Origin of the sequence: Polymorphospora sp. A560 (assembly GCF_045781765.1) — a bacterium.
Classification (GTDB): Bacteria; Actinomycetota; Actinomycetes; order Mycobacteriales; family Micromonosporaceae; genus Polymorphospora; species Polymorphospora lycopeni.
Genome location: NZ_CP122282.1, coordinates 4,682,498 through 4,697,711, shown reverse-complemented (window position 1 = coordinate 4,697,711; position 15,214 = coordinate 4,682,498). Strand labels below are relative to the sequence as shown.

Below are 15,214 nucleotides of genomic sequence, written 5' to 3'. Positions count from 1 at the left end.
TTCCGGTGTCAAGACATGTCTGGCCAGGAATTCTGGTGACGATGCGGTAACGACGTATTACTAACTATTAGCAATTCACAACTTCGTCGTGGCGTGCTAGAAACCGAATCCATGAGACGAGCACCAGCGCTGCCCGGGCTGCACCACCATCTCCCGCCGCCCGTCGTGGCCGACCACGCCGAGCCGGTCCGCGCCGACCTGGTCGTCTACGGCGCGACGTCCGGCGGCGTCACCGCCGCCGTCCGCGCCGCCCACGAGGGCCTTTCCGTGGTGCTGCTCGCCTTCGACGACCACCTCGGCGGGATGAGCGCCGCCGGGCTCGGCACCACCGACGTCGGCCGCCCCGACACCGTCGGCGGCCTCGCCCGCCGCTTCTACGCCGACGTCGCCGCCGCCTACCACGCCGCCGATCCACACTGGAGTGTCGAGGCGCACGTCGCCGAGGAGATCTTCGCCCGCTGGCTCGACGAGGCCGGTGTCGCCGTCCGCCACCACCAGCACCTGAGCGACGTCACCCTGGCGGCCGGCCGGATCGTCGAACTGCGCACCGACGACGGCAACCGCTACCGGGCACCGGTCTACGTCGACGCGTCGTACGAGGGCGACCTGATGGCGGCGGCCGGGGTGTCGCACACGGTCGGGCGGGAGTCCCGCGACACCTACGGTGAGCCGCTGGCCGGTGTCCAGCACAGCGTCAACCACCAGTTCGAGTTCACCGTCGACCCCTGGGTCGAGCCCGGCCGGCCCGCCAGCGGCCTGCTGCCCGGCATCAGCCCCGACCCGTACGGCGCGGTCGGCGACGGCGACCGGCGGGTGCAGGCGTACAACTTCCGGCTGCACGTCACCACGTCGGCGCGGCGGCTGCCGTTCCCCGAACCCGACGGCTACGACCCGGACCGCTACGAACTGCTCCGCCGCTACGTCGAGGCCGGCGGCTACGAACTGTTCGGCCGTACCACCGAGGTCCGCCCCGGCGTGTTCGACATGAACAACCACGGCGCCTTCTCCTCCGACCACATCGGCGCCAACCACGACTGGCCGGAGGCCGACCACGCCCGCCGCGAGGAGATCTTCCAGGACCACGTCCGCTACCAGGCCGGTCTGCTGTTCTTCCTGGCCAACGACCCCCGGCTGCCCGACAAGATCCGCGCCGCCACCCGGGAGTACGGGCTCGCACCGGCCGAGTTCCGGGGCACCTCGCACTGGCCGCACCAGCTCTACGTGCGCGAGGCCCGCCGGATGGTTGCCGACTACGTCGTCACCCAGCACGACGCCGCCGGCCGGGCGGCCGCGCACGACCCGCTCGCCCTCGCCTCGTACGTGATGGACTCGCACAACGCCAAGCGGGTCCTGGTCGACGGGCAGCCGCGCAACGAGGGCAACGTGCAGCACCCGGTCACCGTCCCGTTCGGGGTGCCGTACCGGGCGATCGTGCCGCGCCGGGGCGAGTGTGCCAATCTGCTCGTCACGTGGGCGGTGTCGGCGTCGCACGTCGCGTTCGCCTCGGTACGGATGGAACCGGTGTTCATGATGGTGGGGGAGGCGGCCGGCTGCGCGGCGGCGCAGGCGGCGGCCGGATCGGTCGCGGTGCAGGACGTCGACTATGAGACCCTGCGCAAGGCTCTGCTGCGCGGCGGGGCGGTGTTGACATGGCCACCGTCGGCATGACCGGAGGGGAAAAGGGCGTGACGAAGCGACGGGGGAACGGTTCGCGTCAGGCCGACATCGCCCGCGAGGCGGGCGTGTCGCAGTCCACTGTGTCCATGGTGCTGCGCGGCTCCGGCGACCTGAGCCGGATCTCGCCGGAGACCCAGCGCCGGGTCATCAACGCCGCCCGCCGGCTGCGCTACCCGACGAACGCACCGCAGCAGCGTGACGGCGCCGAACGTCGGGCCACACCCCACCTGCTCGGCGTGCACACCTTCGAACCGATCTTCCCGACCAGCGCCTGGGACTACTACTTCGAGTTCCTGCAGGGCATCGAGGAACAGGCCGGCCTGGAGGGCTGCAACCTCGTGCTGTTCACCGCGTCCCGCGACGAGGACGGCGTACGCCGGATCTATCGCGACGGGGTCAGCACGCTGCGCCAGGCCGCCGGCAGCGTACTGCTCGGCCACCACGCCAACCGTGACGACCTGGTGCAGCTCGCCCAGGACGGCCACCCCTACGTCTACATAGGACGACGCGAGGTGCCCGAGGTCGACCTGTGCTACGTCGGCGGCGACTACCGGTCGGCGACCGGCCGGATCGTCGACGACCTGGTGGCGATGGGCCACCGCGGCTTCGCCTACCTCGGCGAGGCAATCCGCCACGAACCGCAGGTCGACCGGTGGGACGGGTTCTCGGCGACGCTCGACCGCTTCGGGCTGCCGGTGCCCGTCCCCGCCTTCGTCCAACCCGACCAGTTGACCGCCCAGTGGCTGGACGCGGCCCTGGCCGGCGGGGCGACCGCGATCCTGGTCGAGTCGGTCGGCCTGCTGCGGGTGCTCGCCGCGATGGCCGGCCTGCGCGGGCTGACCATCCCGGCCGACGTCTCCGTCGTGCTGCTCGTCGACGACCAGGGCGGCGAGTTCAGCCCCGGGCAGTGGGCGTCGCTCAGGGTCCCGCGCAACGCGATGGGCCGGCGCGCGGTGCGCATGCTGGCCGGCCTGCTCGCCGACCCGACCGGGGAACACGAGCGGCAGGTCCTGCTGCCGTGCGCGCACCACCTGGCGCCCACCGCCGCCCCACCCCGGCCGAAGACCTGACCGCGGCGAGCCAAGATCCGCGTGATCAGGGAGTACGCCGCGCGTGTCGTCGGCGGGTCGGGCCGGAATTTCCCTGATCACGCGGATCATGGTGCGGCAGGACCACGCCGTCCGGCAGCGCCGGTCAGCCCCGGTCCGGTCCGTCCGGAACGGCCCGGCGGAGCACCTCACTGGCCGCGCGGACCACGGCCCGGTCCAGCATCTGGCCACTGGCCTGGGTGGCGATCCCGGTTCCCTGCCGCTCCGCGGCGGCCAGCGCGTCCAGCACCTCGCGGGCCGCGGCGACCTCGGCCGCCGACGGGGTGAAGACCTCGTTGATCGTGGCGAGCTGATCGGGATGCACGGCCGTCCGGGCCCGGAAGCCCTGCCGCAGCAGCGCCCGGGTGGTGCCGGCCAGCCGGTCCGGATCACGCAGCACCGTCTCGACCGGCCCGACCGGGGCGGTGATCCCGGCCGCGGCCGACGCGACGACCACCTGGGACCGGATCGGGGCCAGCTCCGCCCCGTCCGGTCCCGGCTGGACGCCGATCTCGCCGGCCAGGTCCGCCTCGCCGAGCCCGAGCCGGAGCACCCGGGGCGCCGACGTGATCTGCTCCAGCCGGAGCACGCCCCGGGCGGTCTCGATCAGGGCGACCACACCGAACGTACGGTCGGCCAGGCCGAGCCGCCGCTCCGCCGCGGACAGCGCCGCGTCGACGGTGGCGAGCAGTTCCGGTTCCGCCTTCGGCACCCAGACCCCGGTCAGCGCCGGGCCGGCCACCGCGGCCACGTCCTGCTCGACGCGGTCGCTGTTGATCCGTACCCAGAACCGGCCGTCGGGCGGTGCCGCCAGGTACGCGGCGGCGGCAGCCCGGGCCGTGTCCTTGTTCGCCGGGGTGACCGCGTCCTCGAGGTCGAGGATGAGGGCGTCGGCCCCCCGGCCGTGCGCCTTGGCGAGCAGCCTCTCCCGGTCGGCCGGGACGTAGAGATAGCTGCGGGCGACCGGGTCCACCGCGGCTACCGGCCCGACCGGGAGACGTACCGGCCGGTGGGTTCACCGACCACCCGGCCGGCGGCGAGCACCTGCCGGCCGCGCAGGAACGTGTCGGTGACCCGGGCGGTCATCTTGAAGCCCTCGAACGGGGTGTACTCCTGCGTCGACTCGGAGTCCTGGGCCCGGACGACCCACGGGGTGCCCTCCTCGACCAGGCAGAGGTCGGCGTCGTAGCCCTCGGCGAGCGCGCCCTTGGCGGTCAGGCCGAACCGTCGCGCCGGGTTCCACGACGTCAACTGCGCGACCCGCTGGTGCGACAGGCCGCGCCGGGCCGCCTCGGTGAGCAGGCCGGGCAGCAGGTATTCGGCACCGCCGAAGCCGGACTTGGCCACGAAGATGTCGTCCCGGGGCTCGCCGAACTTCTGCTCGTCGCGGCAGCAGGCGTGGTCGCTGACCACCCAGTCGATCTCGCCGTCGAGTACGTGTGTCCACAGTGCCTCGACGTCCTCGCGTGGCCGCAGCGGCGGGTTGACCTTGCCGCCGAGCCCGTGTGCGGTGGTGATGTCGGCGACCAGGTGCCCGATGGTGACCTCCCGCCGGAAGTCGATGTGCGGGAACGCCTTCGCCATCCGCAGCGCCGCGTCGACCGCCTTCGCCGACGACAGGTGCAGCAGGTTGATGTTCGGCAGGCCGGTCTCGTGCGCCAGGTAGGCGGCGATCGACACCGCCAGCCCTTCGGAGTGCGGCGGCCGGGAGGCGTGGTAGGCGGCCAACCCGGACAGCGTGCCCTCCTCCTCGACCATCTTCGTGTACGCGCTCATGATCTCGGCGGTCTCGCAGTGCAGCGACAGCGAGATCTGGTCGGCGAGGTCGGGGAACCGTTCCCGGACCGCCTGCACGCCCCGCATGACGAACTCGAAGTGGGCGTAGTCGTAACGCTCGCCGTCGGGGATCATCAGGAACGAGTTCTGGTCGGCGGAGCGGCCGTGCAGGCCGTGGCTGCCGTAGAACATGAAGATCTTGAACGAGGTGACCCCGGACTCGACCAGGTGGGGGAGTTCGGTGATGTGTTCGCGCGACATCGGCGCGAGGTGGAAGGCGTAGTCGACGTACGACCGGCCCTCCGCCGCCGCCAGCACCTCGGGGAAGAAGTCGGCGTACGCACCGCCGCGGTTGAGGTAGTACTGGCCGGTCCGCATGTAGTTCAGCGCGGTCGTCACGCCGCCCTGCGCACTGGCGCGGCTCTCCGACGCGGTGTCCTCCGGCAGCGGGTTGTAGATCCCCCAGTGCTGGTGGGCGTCGACGACGCCGGGGAAGGCGAGTTTGCCGCCGCCGTCCACCACCGACGTCGCGGTGGCGGGATCGATCCCGGGCGCGATCCGCGCGATCCGGCCGTCGACCACGCCGATGTCGGTCAGCTCGGGTTCGGCGCTGTCGTGCCGGACCACCCGTACGTTGCGCAGCAACAGATCGAACGCCGTCATGGTGTCTCCTCAAGGTCGATGACCGGACCCGCGGCCAGGGCCATCAGTACGTCGATTCCGGCCGCCCGGTCGAGCCGGGCGACCTCCGCTTCGATCAGTTCCACGGTCGCGGCGGGCAGCCGGCCCGCGACGTTGTCCCGGAACTTCGTCGCCAGTTCCGCGTCGGACAGCGGCCGGTCCGGGCCGCCACGGTTGGTCAGCACCTCCTCGACCCATTCCCCGCCGTCGCGGGTGCGGACCCGCAGCACGGCCGGGAACTGGCTCGGGAAGATGGCGTCGCACCGCTCGTCGGGTACCACCTCGACCCGGGCCATCAACGCCCGGCGGCGCGGATCCCGGGCCAGCTCGTCGGTGAAGTCGCCGAGCCCCACACCCAGCCCGCCACCGCCGAGCAGCCCGGCGACGACCGCGTACGGGCCGCTGAACTGCGCCTGGTAACCGGTCTCCGGCGCCCGCTTGACCTCGATCGGCTGTCCGATCGTGCGGATCACCGCGGTCGGCGCGCCGAGCGTGATCGACTCGATGTCGTCGACGTCCAGTCCCCGGGCGCGCAGCGCCGTCGCGGCGTCGATCGCCGCGTGCGTGAAGTGGTTCGCCGGGTACGGCTTGAAGAAGATCCCGGGCACCGACCAGTCGGTGCCGAGCCCGTCGGTGACCGCCGCCGGGTCGTACTCGCCGCGCAGGAACGCCTCGAAGAAGCCGAACCGTCCCTCCAGCACCGTCGGTGGGCCGGTGATCCCGTGCCGGGCCAGCAGCGCGGCGCTCACCGCCGAGTGCGCCGACCATCCACAGTGGATGCGCTTGACGGTGCCGCCGGTGCGGTTCGCCTCGATCAGCCCGGACGCCATCGACGCGGCGACGCCGAGCGAGTCCAGGATGCCGTCGGCGGAGAGCCCGAGCAGCCGGCCCGCGGCGACCGCGCCGCCGAGCGCCCCGCAGATCGAGGTGGCGTGCTGCCCGTGCTCGAAGAAGACCGAGTTGCCGGCCTTGAGGTCGTAGCCGGCCATGCCGAGGCGTACGCAGACCTCCAGGCCGACCGCGACCGCCGCGACGGTGTCCCGGCCGGACGCCCCGGCCAGTTCGGCGGCGGCCAGCGCGGCCGGTACCACCGCCGCGCTCGGGTGCAGCACCGACGGCAGATGGGTGTCGTCGTAGTCGAGCGAGTGTGCCAGCACCCCGTTGCCGAACGCGGCCAGCGGCGCCGGCACCGCTTCGGCCAGCCCGATCACCCGGGCCTGCCCGCGCCCGCCCTGTTCGGCGACGTACGCCAGCGCGGCCCGGCTGGTCGGCAGCGGGCCGGCCGCGACGCACAGGCCGAGGATGTCCAGGATCCGCTTGCGGACGCTGTCGACGACCGGCTCGGGCAGCGCGTCGTAGCCGGTGCCGGCGGCGAAGTCCGCGAGCCTTCGGGCCAGGGTCTCAGCCACGGGAGACCACCGCCAGCGGCCGGACCGGCGAGCCGGTGGCGCCGAACAGTGGCAGCGGCGCCATGACGAAGGTGAACTCGTGCACCCCGGCGGCGGCGATCCCGTCGAGGTCCATCGCCTCGATCAGGTAGATGCCGTGCTCGACCAGCAGGATCCGGTGCGCCGGCAGCGCGCTGTGTCCGGCGCCGGGGGCGAGCCGCTCGAAGGCGATCGTGTCGGCGCCGGCGGCGTGCACCCGCCGGTCGGCGAGCCACCGGGCGCCGTCCGCACCGACCCCGGGTACGCCGGAGTCGTGCCCGACGTACCTGGTCCGGTCCGGATCGTCGAAGTGCCGGCCCCACCCGGTGCGGATCAGCACCACGTCACCGGCCCCGACGGGCGTGCCCTGGCGGGCCACCGTCGCGTCGAGGTCGTCCGGGGTGACCTCGTACCCGGCCGGGCTGAACTCCTGCCCGAGCGCGGCCGGTACGTCCAGCAGCACGCCCCGGCGGACCATCGGCGCGATCGTGTGTACGCCGAGTTCGACGTACCGGCCGCCGGCCCCGGCCGCCGACGCGTCGGCGCCGCCGTGCAGCCGGCCGTCCTGCGAGACGTGGGCCAGCGCGTCGACGTGCGTGCCGACGTGGGTGCCCATCACGAGCAGGTCGTTGGCCGCGGAACCGCCGTCGGCGCGCACCATGTCGCCGTGCCGGCGGGGCAGGGTCAGCAGGAACGCCGGATGGTTCGGCGACTGCGGCATGCCGAAGAAGAGCCGCCGGCCGAGGTCGTAGACCTCGACCCCGGCCTGGACGGCGGCGAGCAGGCGGTCGGTCGTGGTGGTGTGGCTGGTCGCGGTCACGGTTCCTCGCGTTTCTGTACGTCGCGTCGCCGACGGCTGGATCGCCGCCGTCGCCACGCGACCGGTGGGTCGGCTGTCGCCGCGTCGCGACAGGGGGTCCGCGTCGCTAGGCGACGATCTGACGGCTGCGGAGGTCGGCGATCTCGGACGGGTCACACCCGAGCTCGTCGACCAGCAGGGCTTCGGTGTCGGCGCCGGGCGCCCGGCCGGTGAACCTGATCCGGCCCGGCGTCCGCGCCATCCGCCACATGACGTTGTGCATCCGCATCGGGCCGAGGTCGGGATCGTCCACCGTGGTGATCATCTCGGTGGCCTGGACGTGCGGGTCCTCGACGATGTCCTTGGCGGTGTAGACCGGCGCGACGGCCGCGCCCGCGGTGGCGAAGGCGTCGGCGACCTCGTCGCGGGTCCGCTCGCCGATCCAGGCGCCGACGTACCCGTCGAGTTCGTCGGCGTGCGCGGCCCGCCCGGCGCCGGTGCGGAACCACGGTTCGTCGATCACCTCGGGGTGGCCGACCAGGTGCAGCACCCGTTCGGCGATGGTCTGCGCGCTGGTCGAGATGGCGACCCAGGCACCGTCCTTGGTCCGGTAGGTGTTGCGCGGCGCGTTGTTGACCGACCGGTTGCCGTTGCGGGTGCCGACGACGCCGAGCTGGTCGTAGACGGTCGGGCCGGGTCCGACGGCGGTCATGATCGGTTCGAGCAGGTTCATGTCGATGACCTGCCCGGTGCCGGTCGTGTCGCCGGCGCCGGGGCGGTCGCGGTGCCACAGCGCCATCATCACCGCCGACGAGGCGGCGATCCCGCAGATGCTGTCGGCCAGCCCGAACGCCGGCAGGGTCGGCGGCCCGTCCGGCGCGCCGGTCAGGTGGGCGAAGCCGCTCATCGCCTCGGCCAGGGTGCCGAACCCGGCCCGGGCGGCGTACGGCCCGGTCTGCCCGAATCCGGTGATCCGCACGATCACCAGGCGCGGGTTGACCCGGTGCAGCTCGGCCGGGCCGATGCCCCAGCGCTCCAGCGTGCCCGGCCGGAAGTTCTCCACCAGTACGTCGGTCCGCTCGGCCAGGCGTAGCAGCAGCGCCGCGCCGTCGGGTGCCGAGAGGTTGAGGCCGATCGTCCGCTTGTTGCGGGAGATCTCCTTCCACCACAGTGGATGGCCGTCCTTGGCGCTGCCGTGCCCACGCATGCTGTCGCCGGCCACCGGGTGCTCGACCTTGACCACGTCGGCGCCGAAGTCGCCGAGGATCTGGCAGCAGAGCGGTCCGGCGAGGATCGTCGAGATGTCGAGAACCCGGAGTCCTTCGAGCGGTCCGTCACCCACGGGTACCTCCCACACGGTCAGTCTGTTCGGCTGAGCGAAACGCCATTCCGCTGAACAGAATCGTCGTCATCCTAAACACGCTCACGTTCGAAGGACCAGGGGTTGCGGGTCCGAAACCGCCCCGTCACGGGCCCCGGCCTGCCGCGGCGCCGTACGGAAGCCGATCTCGGCCGAGATCTCGGCGGCGGCCTCCGCGACCAGCGCCCCGTGCGCCGCGCACGTCCGCGGATCGAACCGGTCCTGCGGCCCGCACAGCGACAACGAACCGAACACCTGGCCGGTCGAATACCGCACCGCCGCCGCCACACTGCCCGCCCCGGACTGCCGCTCACCGAGACTGACCGCGAAACCCTGCTCCCGGATCCGGACGATCTCCTCGCGCAGCCGGGTGACCGAGGTGATCGTCGCCGGTGTCACCCGCTCCAGTCCGTGGTTGTCGAGGTAGTCCTCGATCTCCGCGTCCGGCAGGGCCGCCAGGATCGCCTTCGACGACGAACCCGAGTGCAGCGGATGACTCGTCCCCAGCGACACCGACATCCGCACCTCGTGCGGCGACAGCACCTGGTCGACGTACACCCGCGACCAGCCCTGCCGCATCGACAGCGTCGCCGTCTCCCCGGTCGCCCGGACCAGCCGCACCATGTAACGCCGGGCGATGTCCGGCACGTTCAACGCCCGCAACGCGGCCAACCCCACCGCCAGCGCCCCCGGGCCGAGCCGGTACTGCTTGGTCTCCTCGTCGAAGCCGAGGAAACCGTCGCCGACCAGCTCCTTGAGGATCCGGTGCGCCACCGCCTTGGGCAGCTCCAGCTCACGCGCGATCGTCGACACGCCCAGCGTCTGCGGCGAGCGCTCGGCGATCATGTTGATCACCGCGAGCGCCCGGCCCAGACCGGAACGGGTACGGCTGTCCTCGCTGTCGATGGCAGTTGAGATGGTCATCGAGATCCTCGCTGTCTGTCCGATGTGTGCCAGGCCGGCAAACCGGAGCCTAGGTGGGTGCCGCCGGTGGAGGGGGCGACGAGGGCGACCGAGGCCGGGGACGTTCCACCGCCACGACCAGGGCCACCGAGGCGAGTACGAACACCCCGGCGAGCGCCTGTCGGCTGGTCAACCGCTCATCGAGCACCATCATCCCCAACCCGACCGCGACGACCGGATTGACGTACGCGTACGTCGCGACGAGCTGCAACGGCGCGTTGCGCAGCAGCCAGGCGTAGACGCTGTACCCGACGACCGTGCCGACCACCAGCAGATAGCCCCACGCCAGCCACGACCGCCCGGTCACCTCGGCCGGCCGCAGCCGGCCCAGCTCACCGGAGAGCACGGCGACCAGCGCCACCGCCAGCCCGCCGACCAGCATCTGCCAGGCGATGCCGACCATCGGATCCGCCGGCTGCGCCAGCCGCTGCGACAGCCACGAGCCGACCGCCCAGATCCCGCTGCCCAGCAGCACCGTCAACGTGCCGGCCAGGTGGATCCCGGTGCCCGGCGCGACCAGCAGCACGGCCAGCCCGGCCACCCCGCCCAGCACCCCGACCAGCACCAGCGCCGCCGGCCGCTCACCCGAACCGATCCGCAGCCCCAGCACCCACAGCGGCACGGCGGCCACCACCAGCGATGCCAGCCCGGAGTCGATGTACTGCTGGCCGACCGCCAGCAGCGTGCTGCCGGCCCCGATCAGCAGGATCCCGGTCACCGCCACACCCGCGAACTCGGCCCGGCCCGGCACGAGCCGCGCCGGGTTCCGCCGCAGCCGGGAGAGCAGGAGCAGGACCACCGCGGCGAGCAGGAACCGGCCCGCGGTCATCACCATCGGCGGCAGACTCTCCAGCGCCACCCGGTTGCCCAGGTAGGTCGAACCCCACAGCGTGTAGATCAGGGCGAGCCCCGTCACCAACGCCGCGCGTCCCCCGTCCCGGCCACCGCCGACGGCGGTGGCCGGCCCGGAAGGTACTCAGTCCTGACCATCGATCCGGATCGTCACCGGAGTGTTGCCGCGAACGGCGTTCGAGTACGGGCACAGCAGGTGCGCCGCGGCCACCGCCCGCTCCAGGTCCGCCCGGGGGCACGACGGAGCACTCACCTCCAGCAGTACGGCGATCGCGTACCCGCCGCCGTCGGTGGTGCCCAGCGACACCGAGGCGGTGACCTCGGTCGCCCCCAACGTGATCCGCTCCCGCCGGCCGACCGCCGCGAGCGCGCTGTCGAAGCAGGCCGCGTAGCCGGCGGCGAACAACTCCTCCGGATCGGTGCCCGGGGCGTCCGGGCCACGCTCCGCCGGCCGGGTCAGCGTCGCCCGGAACGAGCCGGTGAGCGACTCCGCCCTCCCGCCCCGACCACCGGAGACCCGCACCGACGCGGTGTAGACCGTGTCCCGGATCGCATGCTCGCTCACGGTGCCACCTCGCTGCGCTCGGCGTCGCCGTGTTCGAGCCTGTGCCTGATGGTTCGCTCGCTGCGCTCGCTCACGGTGCCACCTCGCTGCGCTCGGCGTCGCCGTGTTCGAGCCTGTGCCTGATGGTTCGCTCGCTGCGCTCGCTCACGGTGCCACCTCGCCGAGCACCTGGGCGGCGACCGCGTCGGCGAACGCCTCCGGCTGCTCGTCGGCGACGAAGTCCGTACCGCCGGGGATCGTGACCAGCGGCGCGTGCGGCAGCGCCGCCGTCACCACCGGCGTCATCCGGTCCACCAGGTCGTCGCCGCCGTGCAGCAGCACCGTCGGGATCGCCGCCAACGCGTCCGTGTCCATCCGGTGCGCGAAGACCGCCCGGTACGCGGTCGCGTAGTCCGGCCCGGTCATCAGGTACTCCGCCACCTGCCGGTCCGCCTCCGCCGGGGTCAGCCGCGGGTACAGCCCGTAGACCCGGTCCCAGATCACCCGCAGGTGGCTGCCGTCGCGGTCCGGCACGTACCCCGGCGCGTACGACTCCACCTTGGACTTCCGCTCGGCCTCGTCGTACAGCGGCAGGCCCTGCAGGATCAGCCGGTGCACCCGGCCGGGCGCCAGCAGCGCCGCCTGCGCCCCGATGACCGCCCCGGTGTGCTGGCCGAGCAGATGCACCGCGGTCAGGCCCAGCGCGTCGGCGATCTGCCACACCGCGTCGGCGTACTCCGGAATGGACCACGGTCGCGGCGGCGGATCCGACATCCCGAACCCGGGGGTGTCGACGGCGACCGTCCGCACCCCGCGCTCGGCCAGCGGTTCCAGCACCGCGTCGTACGTCGCCGACGACAGCGGCGACTGGTGCAGCACCAGCAGCACCGGCTGGTCCGGCTTGCCGCCGTGCCGGTAGTGCACCTGCCCCCACGGCAGGTCCACGTATCCCCGCCGGCCGTTCCCCCTGAACCTGGTCACGCCGTCACCTCGCTGCGCTCGGCGCCGTCGTGTCCGAAACCGAGCCTGATGGTTCGCTCGCTGCGCTCGCTCACGCCGTCCCTCCCATCGCCGCCATGACCTCGACCACGTGTCTGATGCCGTCCCGGTAGTCGTCGAGCCGGATCTGCTCGTTCGGACCGTCCACACCGGAGTCCGCGCGGGACACCCCCACACCGACGATCGGCCGGCCGGCCAGCACCCCCTGGTTGCCGATCCACTGCGTGTACGGCTCGACCACCGGCTCGGTGCCGTACACCCGGCGGGCCGCGTCGGCTACCAGGGTGACGAACGGGTCGCGGTGGTCGGTCAGGTTCGGCCGGCTGGTCGCCATCACCTCGACGTCGACGTCGGAGAAGCCGCTATCGGCCAGGTGCTTGCGCACCGCGTCCAGCACCCGCTGCGGGTCCTGGCCGGCGATCAGCCGGATCTCGACCTTGGCCCGGGCCAGGGACGGGATGCCCAGCGTCACGTCGTCGCGCATGTCGCCGCCCTCGAAGCCGGCCACCGTCAGCGTCGGCACGGTGCGGATCGCCACCGCCGCCTGCCGGTCGTCGAGCCCGCCGAGGAACCCGGTGACCCCGGCCCGGCCCCGCAGGAAGTCGCCGTCGAACGCGACCTCCGCCAGCAGGTCACGTTCGGCGTCGGTCACCGGCCGCGCCCCGTCGGCGAACCCGGGTACGAGCACCGTGCCGTCGGGGCGCTGCAACGCGGCCAGCGCGGCCGCCAGCCGGGTCGTGGCCGACGCCAGCAGGATCGTGTTCTGGCTGGTCAGGTCGCGCGGCAGGGTACGCACCGACAGCCGCAGGTAGAGCACGCCCTTCTCGCTGAGCTTCAGCAGCGGCCGTCCGTTGGCGTCGATCCAGGAGTTCTCCCACAGGGTGCCGTCGCTGGTCAGCCGGTCGGCGTGCGCCTCGACGAACGAGCCGAGGCCGGGGGAGTGCAGCCACTGCTTGCCCTCGATCAGGTAGCGACTGGTCACCGGCGGGGTCAGTCCGGCCAGCCGCCACGCCGCGGCGGCGTGGATCCGGGACATCAGCGCGCCCTTGTCGTCAGCGACGCCGCGGGCGTAGAGCTTCCCGTCGTGGATCTCCGCCGCGTACGGCGGGCTGATCCAGTCGGCGTCGTCGCCGGCCGGCTCGACCTCCACGTCGTAGTGGTTGAAGTGCAGCAGCGCCCGCTGTCCACCGGCGATCTCGCCGAGGACGTACGGGTGCGAGTCGGACCACGGCACGATGTCGGCGGTGCCGCCCCAGCGGCGCACCGATCCGGCGATGAACTCGGCGGCGGCCGCCATCTGCTCCGGCTCCTGCCGCCGGCTGCGGATCCGGCACAACTGTTGCAGTTCGTCGACGAAGGTGTCGAAGTGCGCGTCGACCGCGTCGAGGACCGCCCTGGTGTCCGGCGATGACATGGTTGCTCCTTCGCAGGGGTGTGGTCAGTGGATGGTGACGCCGCCGTCGACGAAGACCGTCTGGCCGGTCGTCATGGCCGCGGCGTCACTGAGCAGGAACGCGACGGCGTTCGCGACGTCCTGCTCGCCGGCCATCCGGCCGAGCGGGATGGTGGCCAGCTTGGCCGTCAGATAGTCCGGATCGTCGCGCAGGTCGCTGGTCATGTCGGTGGGGACGATGGTGGGGCCGACCGCGTTGACCCGGATCCGGTCGGGAGCCCACTCCAGCGCCAGCACCCGGGCCATGTGCATGACCCCGGCCTTGCTGACGCAGTAGCCGAGCGTGTCGAGTACCGCGATGTGTCCGTTGGTGGAGCCGATGTTGACCACCGACCCGCCGCCGGCACGCAGGGCCGGGTACGCGGCCCGGCACATCCGGAACGTGCCGGTCAGGTTGACGTCGAGGACGTCGGTGAAGTCCTGCTCCGACATCGTGGCGGCCGGCCCACGGCGGACCACGCCGGCATTGTTGACCAGCAGGTCGAGCCGCCCGTGCCGGTCGAGTACGGCGGCCACCAGGTCGGCGCACGACGCGGCCGACCGGACGTCGACCACGTGCCGGCTGTGCGGGCCGGGCAACTCGTCGGCGGGCCACCCGGTCGGGTCGAGCACGTCGGCCTGGGCGACTGCCGCGCCGCGTGCGGCCAGGGTCGCCGCGATCCGCGCCCCGATGCCCCGGGCCGCGCCGGTGACCAGCGCGACCCGCCCGTCGAACCGATTCGGGTCACCGGTTCGCTCGCTCACGCCCCGATCACCTTCGTGTCCTCGGCCCAGAACGCGACCTTGCGCTGAACCAGCCGGATCACGAAGTGCGCCAGCAGACCCATCACCGACAGCACGACCAGCACCGCGAACATCCCGGCGATGTCGAAGTTGTAGTTGGTCTGCAGGAGCAGATAGCCCAGCCCCTCCTTGGCGCCGATGAACTCACCGACGACCGCGCCGAGGATCGCGAAGACGATGCCGATGTCGAGCCCGGCGAAGATGAACGGCAGGGCGCTGGGCAGCCGGACCATCCGGAAGATCTGCATCTTGTTGGCGCCGAACACGGTCAGCATCTGGATCTTGTCGGCGTCGGCGGCCCGCAGCCCCTCGATCACGTTGACCAGCATCGGGAAGAACGAGATCACCGCGGCCATCACGATCTTGCTGGTCAGGCCGAAGCCGAACCAGACCACGAACAGCGGCGCCAGCGCGACCTTCGGCACCGTCTGGAAGGCCACGATGTACGGCATCAGGGTGGCCTCGACGATCTTGATCTGGGAGATGAACGTGCCCAGCAGGACCGCGGCACCCACCCCGATGGCGAAACCGACCAGCGCCTCCTGGGTGGTCACCCACAGGTGTCCCCAGAACAGGTCGTTGGTGAGCTGCAGCCACAGCGCGTCGACGATCTGCGTCGGGCGCGGCAGCACGTACTCGTCGACGCCGAGCACCTGGACGCCGTACTCCCAGAGCAGGACGACCACGACGAAGACCGTCGGGACGAGCCAGAGTTGCGGGCGTTCCCGCAGGTCGAGCCGCCGGGTCTTGGCCGGCTCCGGCGCGGGCGGCACGGGTCCGGTACGCGGGCGGTCCGGTGCCTTCACAGGATT

At 72.4% G+C, this 15,214-nt stretch carries 14 protein-coding genes; 2 read left to right on the top strand and 12 right to left on the bottom strand.

From position 1 onward, the window contains the following. Window positions 1-111 precede the first annotated feature (111 nt). Both QCD66_RS20920 and QCD66_RS20915 read left to right on the top strand, forming a co-directional pair. Complete coding sequence (locus QCD66_RS20920) at window positions 112-1,668, top strand: FAD-dependent oxidoreductase (RefSeq protein WP_375732839.1); 1,557 nt, start codon at window positions 112-114, stop codon at window positions 1,666-1,668. A 17-nt stretch (window positions 1,669-1,685) separates the two neighbouring features. Continuing rightward, window positions 1,686-2,747 (top strand): LacI family DNA-binding transcriptional regulator, encoded by a 1,062-nt coding sequence (locus tag QCD66_RS20915; protein ID WP_375732838.1) that lies wholly within the window; start codon window positions 1,686-1,688, stop codon window positions 2,745-2,747. Window positions 2,748-2,871: 124 nt separating this feature from the next. Here QCD66_RS20915 and QCD66_RS20910 read toward each other — a convergent pair whose 3' ends face one another. The 12 genes from QCD66_RS20910 to QCD66_RS20855 all read right to left on the bottom strand — a co-directional run bounded on the left by QCD66_RS20910 (window position 2,872) and on the right by QCD66_RS20855 (window position 15,208). Beyond that, complete coding sequence (locus QCD66_RS20910) at window positions 2,872-3,738, bottom strand: HpcH/HpaI aldolase/citrate lyase family protein (RefSeq protein ID WP_375732837.1); 867 nt, start codon at window positions 3,736-3,738, stop codon at window positions 2,872-2,874. A 5-nt stretch (window positions 3,739-3,743) separates the two neighbouring features. Continuing rightward, on the bottom strand, window positions 3,744-5,204 hold the full coding sequence (locus QCD66_RS20905; RefSeq protein ID WP_364206894.1) for a dihydroorotase family protein: 1,461 nt from the start codon (window positions 5,202-5,204) through the stop codon (window positions 3,744-3,746). After that, a complete protein-coding gene (locus QCD66_RS20900; RefSeq protein WP_375732836.1) occupies window positions 5,201-6,631 on the bottom strand; it encodes an MmgE/PrpD family protein in 1,431 nt (476 codons plus the stop codon). Before QCD66_RS20900 ends, QCD66_RS20905 begins: the two co-directional genes overlap by 4 nt. Further along, entirely contained in the window at window positions 6,624-7,469 is an 846-nt protein-coding gene (locus tag QCD66_RS20895; RefSeq protein WP_364206890.1) for a cyclase family protein, read from the bottom strand. Before QCD66_RS20895 ends, QCD66_RS20900 begins: the two co-directional genes overlap by 8 nt. A gap of 106 nt (window positions 7,470-7,575) precedes the next feature. Then, window positions 7,576-8,790, bottom strand: a complete 1,215-nt coding sequence (locus tag QCD66_RS20890) for a CaiB/BaiF CoA transferase family protein (protein WP_375732835.1) — start codon at window positions 8,788-8,790, stop codon at window positions 7,576-7,578. 81 nt (window positions 8,791-8,871) lie between these two features. Beyond that, entirely contained in the window at window positions 8,872-9,732 is an 861-nt protein-coding gene (locus tag QCD66_RS20885; protein ID WP_364206886.1) for an IclR family transcriptional regulator, read from the bottom strand. Window positions 9,733-9,781: 49 nt separating this feature from the next. After that, entirely contained in the window at window positions 9,782-10,687 is a 906-nt protein-coding gene (locus tag QCD66_RS20880) for an EamA family transporter (protein ID WP_407566743.1), read from the bottom strand. Between the two features lie 60 nt (window positions 10,688-10,747). Next, on the bottom strand, window positions 10,748-11,188 hold the full coding sequence (locus tag QCD66_RS20875) for an Ohr family peroxiredoxin (protein ID WP_375732833.1): 441 nt from the start codon (window positions 11,186-11,188) through the stop codon (window positions 10,748-10,750). 144 nt (window positions 11,189-11,332) lie between these two features. Further along, window positions 11,333-12,148 carry an alpha/beta fold hydrolase gene (locus QCD66_RS20870; RefSeq protein ID WP_375732832.1) on the bottom strand — a complete coding sequence of 272 codons (816 nt, stop codon included), beginning with the start codon at window positions 12,146-12,148 and terminating at the stop codon, window positions 11,333-11,335. 70 nt (window positions 12,149-12,218) lie between these two features. Continuing rightward, complete coding sequence (locus QCD66_RS20865; protein WP_375732831.1) at window positions 12,219-13,580, bottom strand: M20/M25/M40 family metallo-hydrolase; 1,362 nt, start codon at window positions 13,578-13,580, stop codon at window positions 12,219-12,221. A 24-nt stretch (window positions 13,581-13,604) separates the two neighbouring features. Then, a complete protein-coding gene (locus QCD66_RS20860; protein WP_364206876.1) occupies window positions 13,605-14,363 on the bottom strand; it encodes an SDR family NAD(P)-dependent oxidoreductase in 759 nt (252 codons plus the stop codon). Continuing rightward, entirely contained in the window at window positions 14,360-15,208 is an 849-nt protein-coding gene (locus QCD66_RS20855; protein ID WP_375732830.1) for an ABC transporter permease, read from the bottom strand. Before QCD66_RS20855 ends, QCD66_RS20860 begins: the two co-directional genes overlap by 4 nt. Window positions 15,209-15,214: the final 6 nt, after the last annotated feature.

What these genes read in the sequence shown, in the direction of transcription:
- QCD66_RS20920 (WP_375732839.1), top strand. Translation starts at nt 112, where the DNA reads ATGAGACGAGCACCAGCGCTGCCCGGGCTGCACCACCATCTCCCGCCG.
- QCD66_RS20905 (WP_364206894.1), bottom strand. Translation starts at nt 5,204, where the DNA reads ATGACGGCGTTCGATCTGTTGCTGCGCAACGTACGGGTGGTCCGGCAC.
- QCD66_RS20885 (WP_364206886.1), bottom strand. Translation starts at nt 9,732, where the DNA reads ATGACCATCTCAACTGCCATCGACAGCGAGGACAGCCGTACCCGTTCC.
- QCD66_RS20865 (WP_375732831.1), bottom strand. Translation starts at nt 13,580, where the DNA reads ATGTCATCGCCGGACACCAGGGCGGTCCTCGACGCGGTCGACGCGCAC.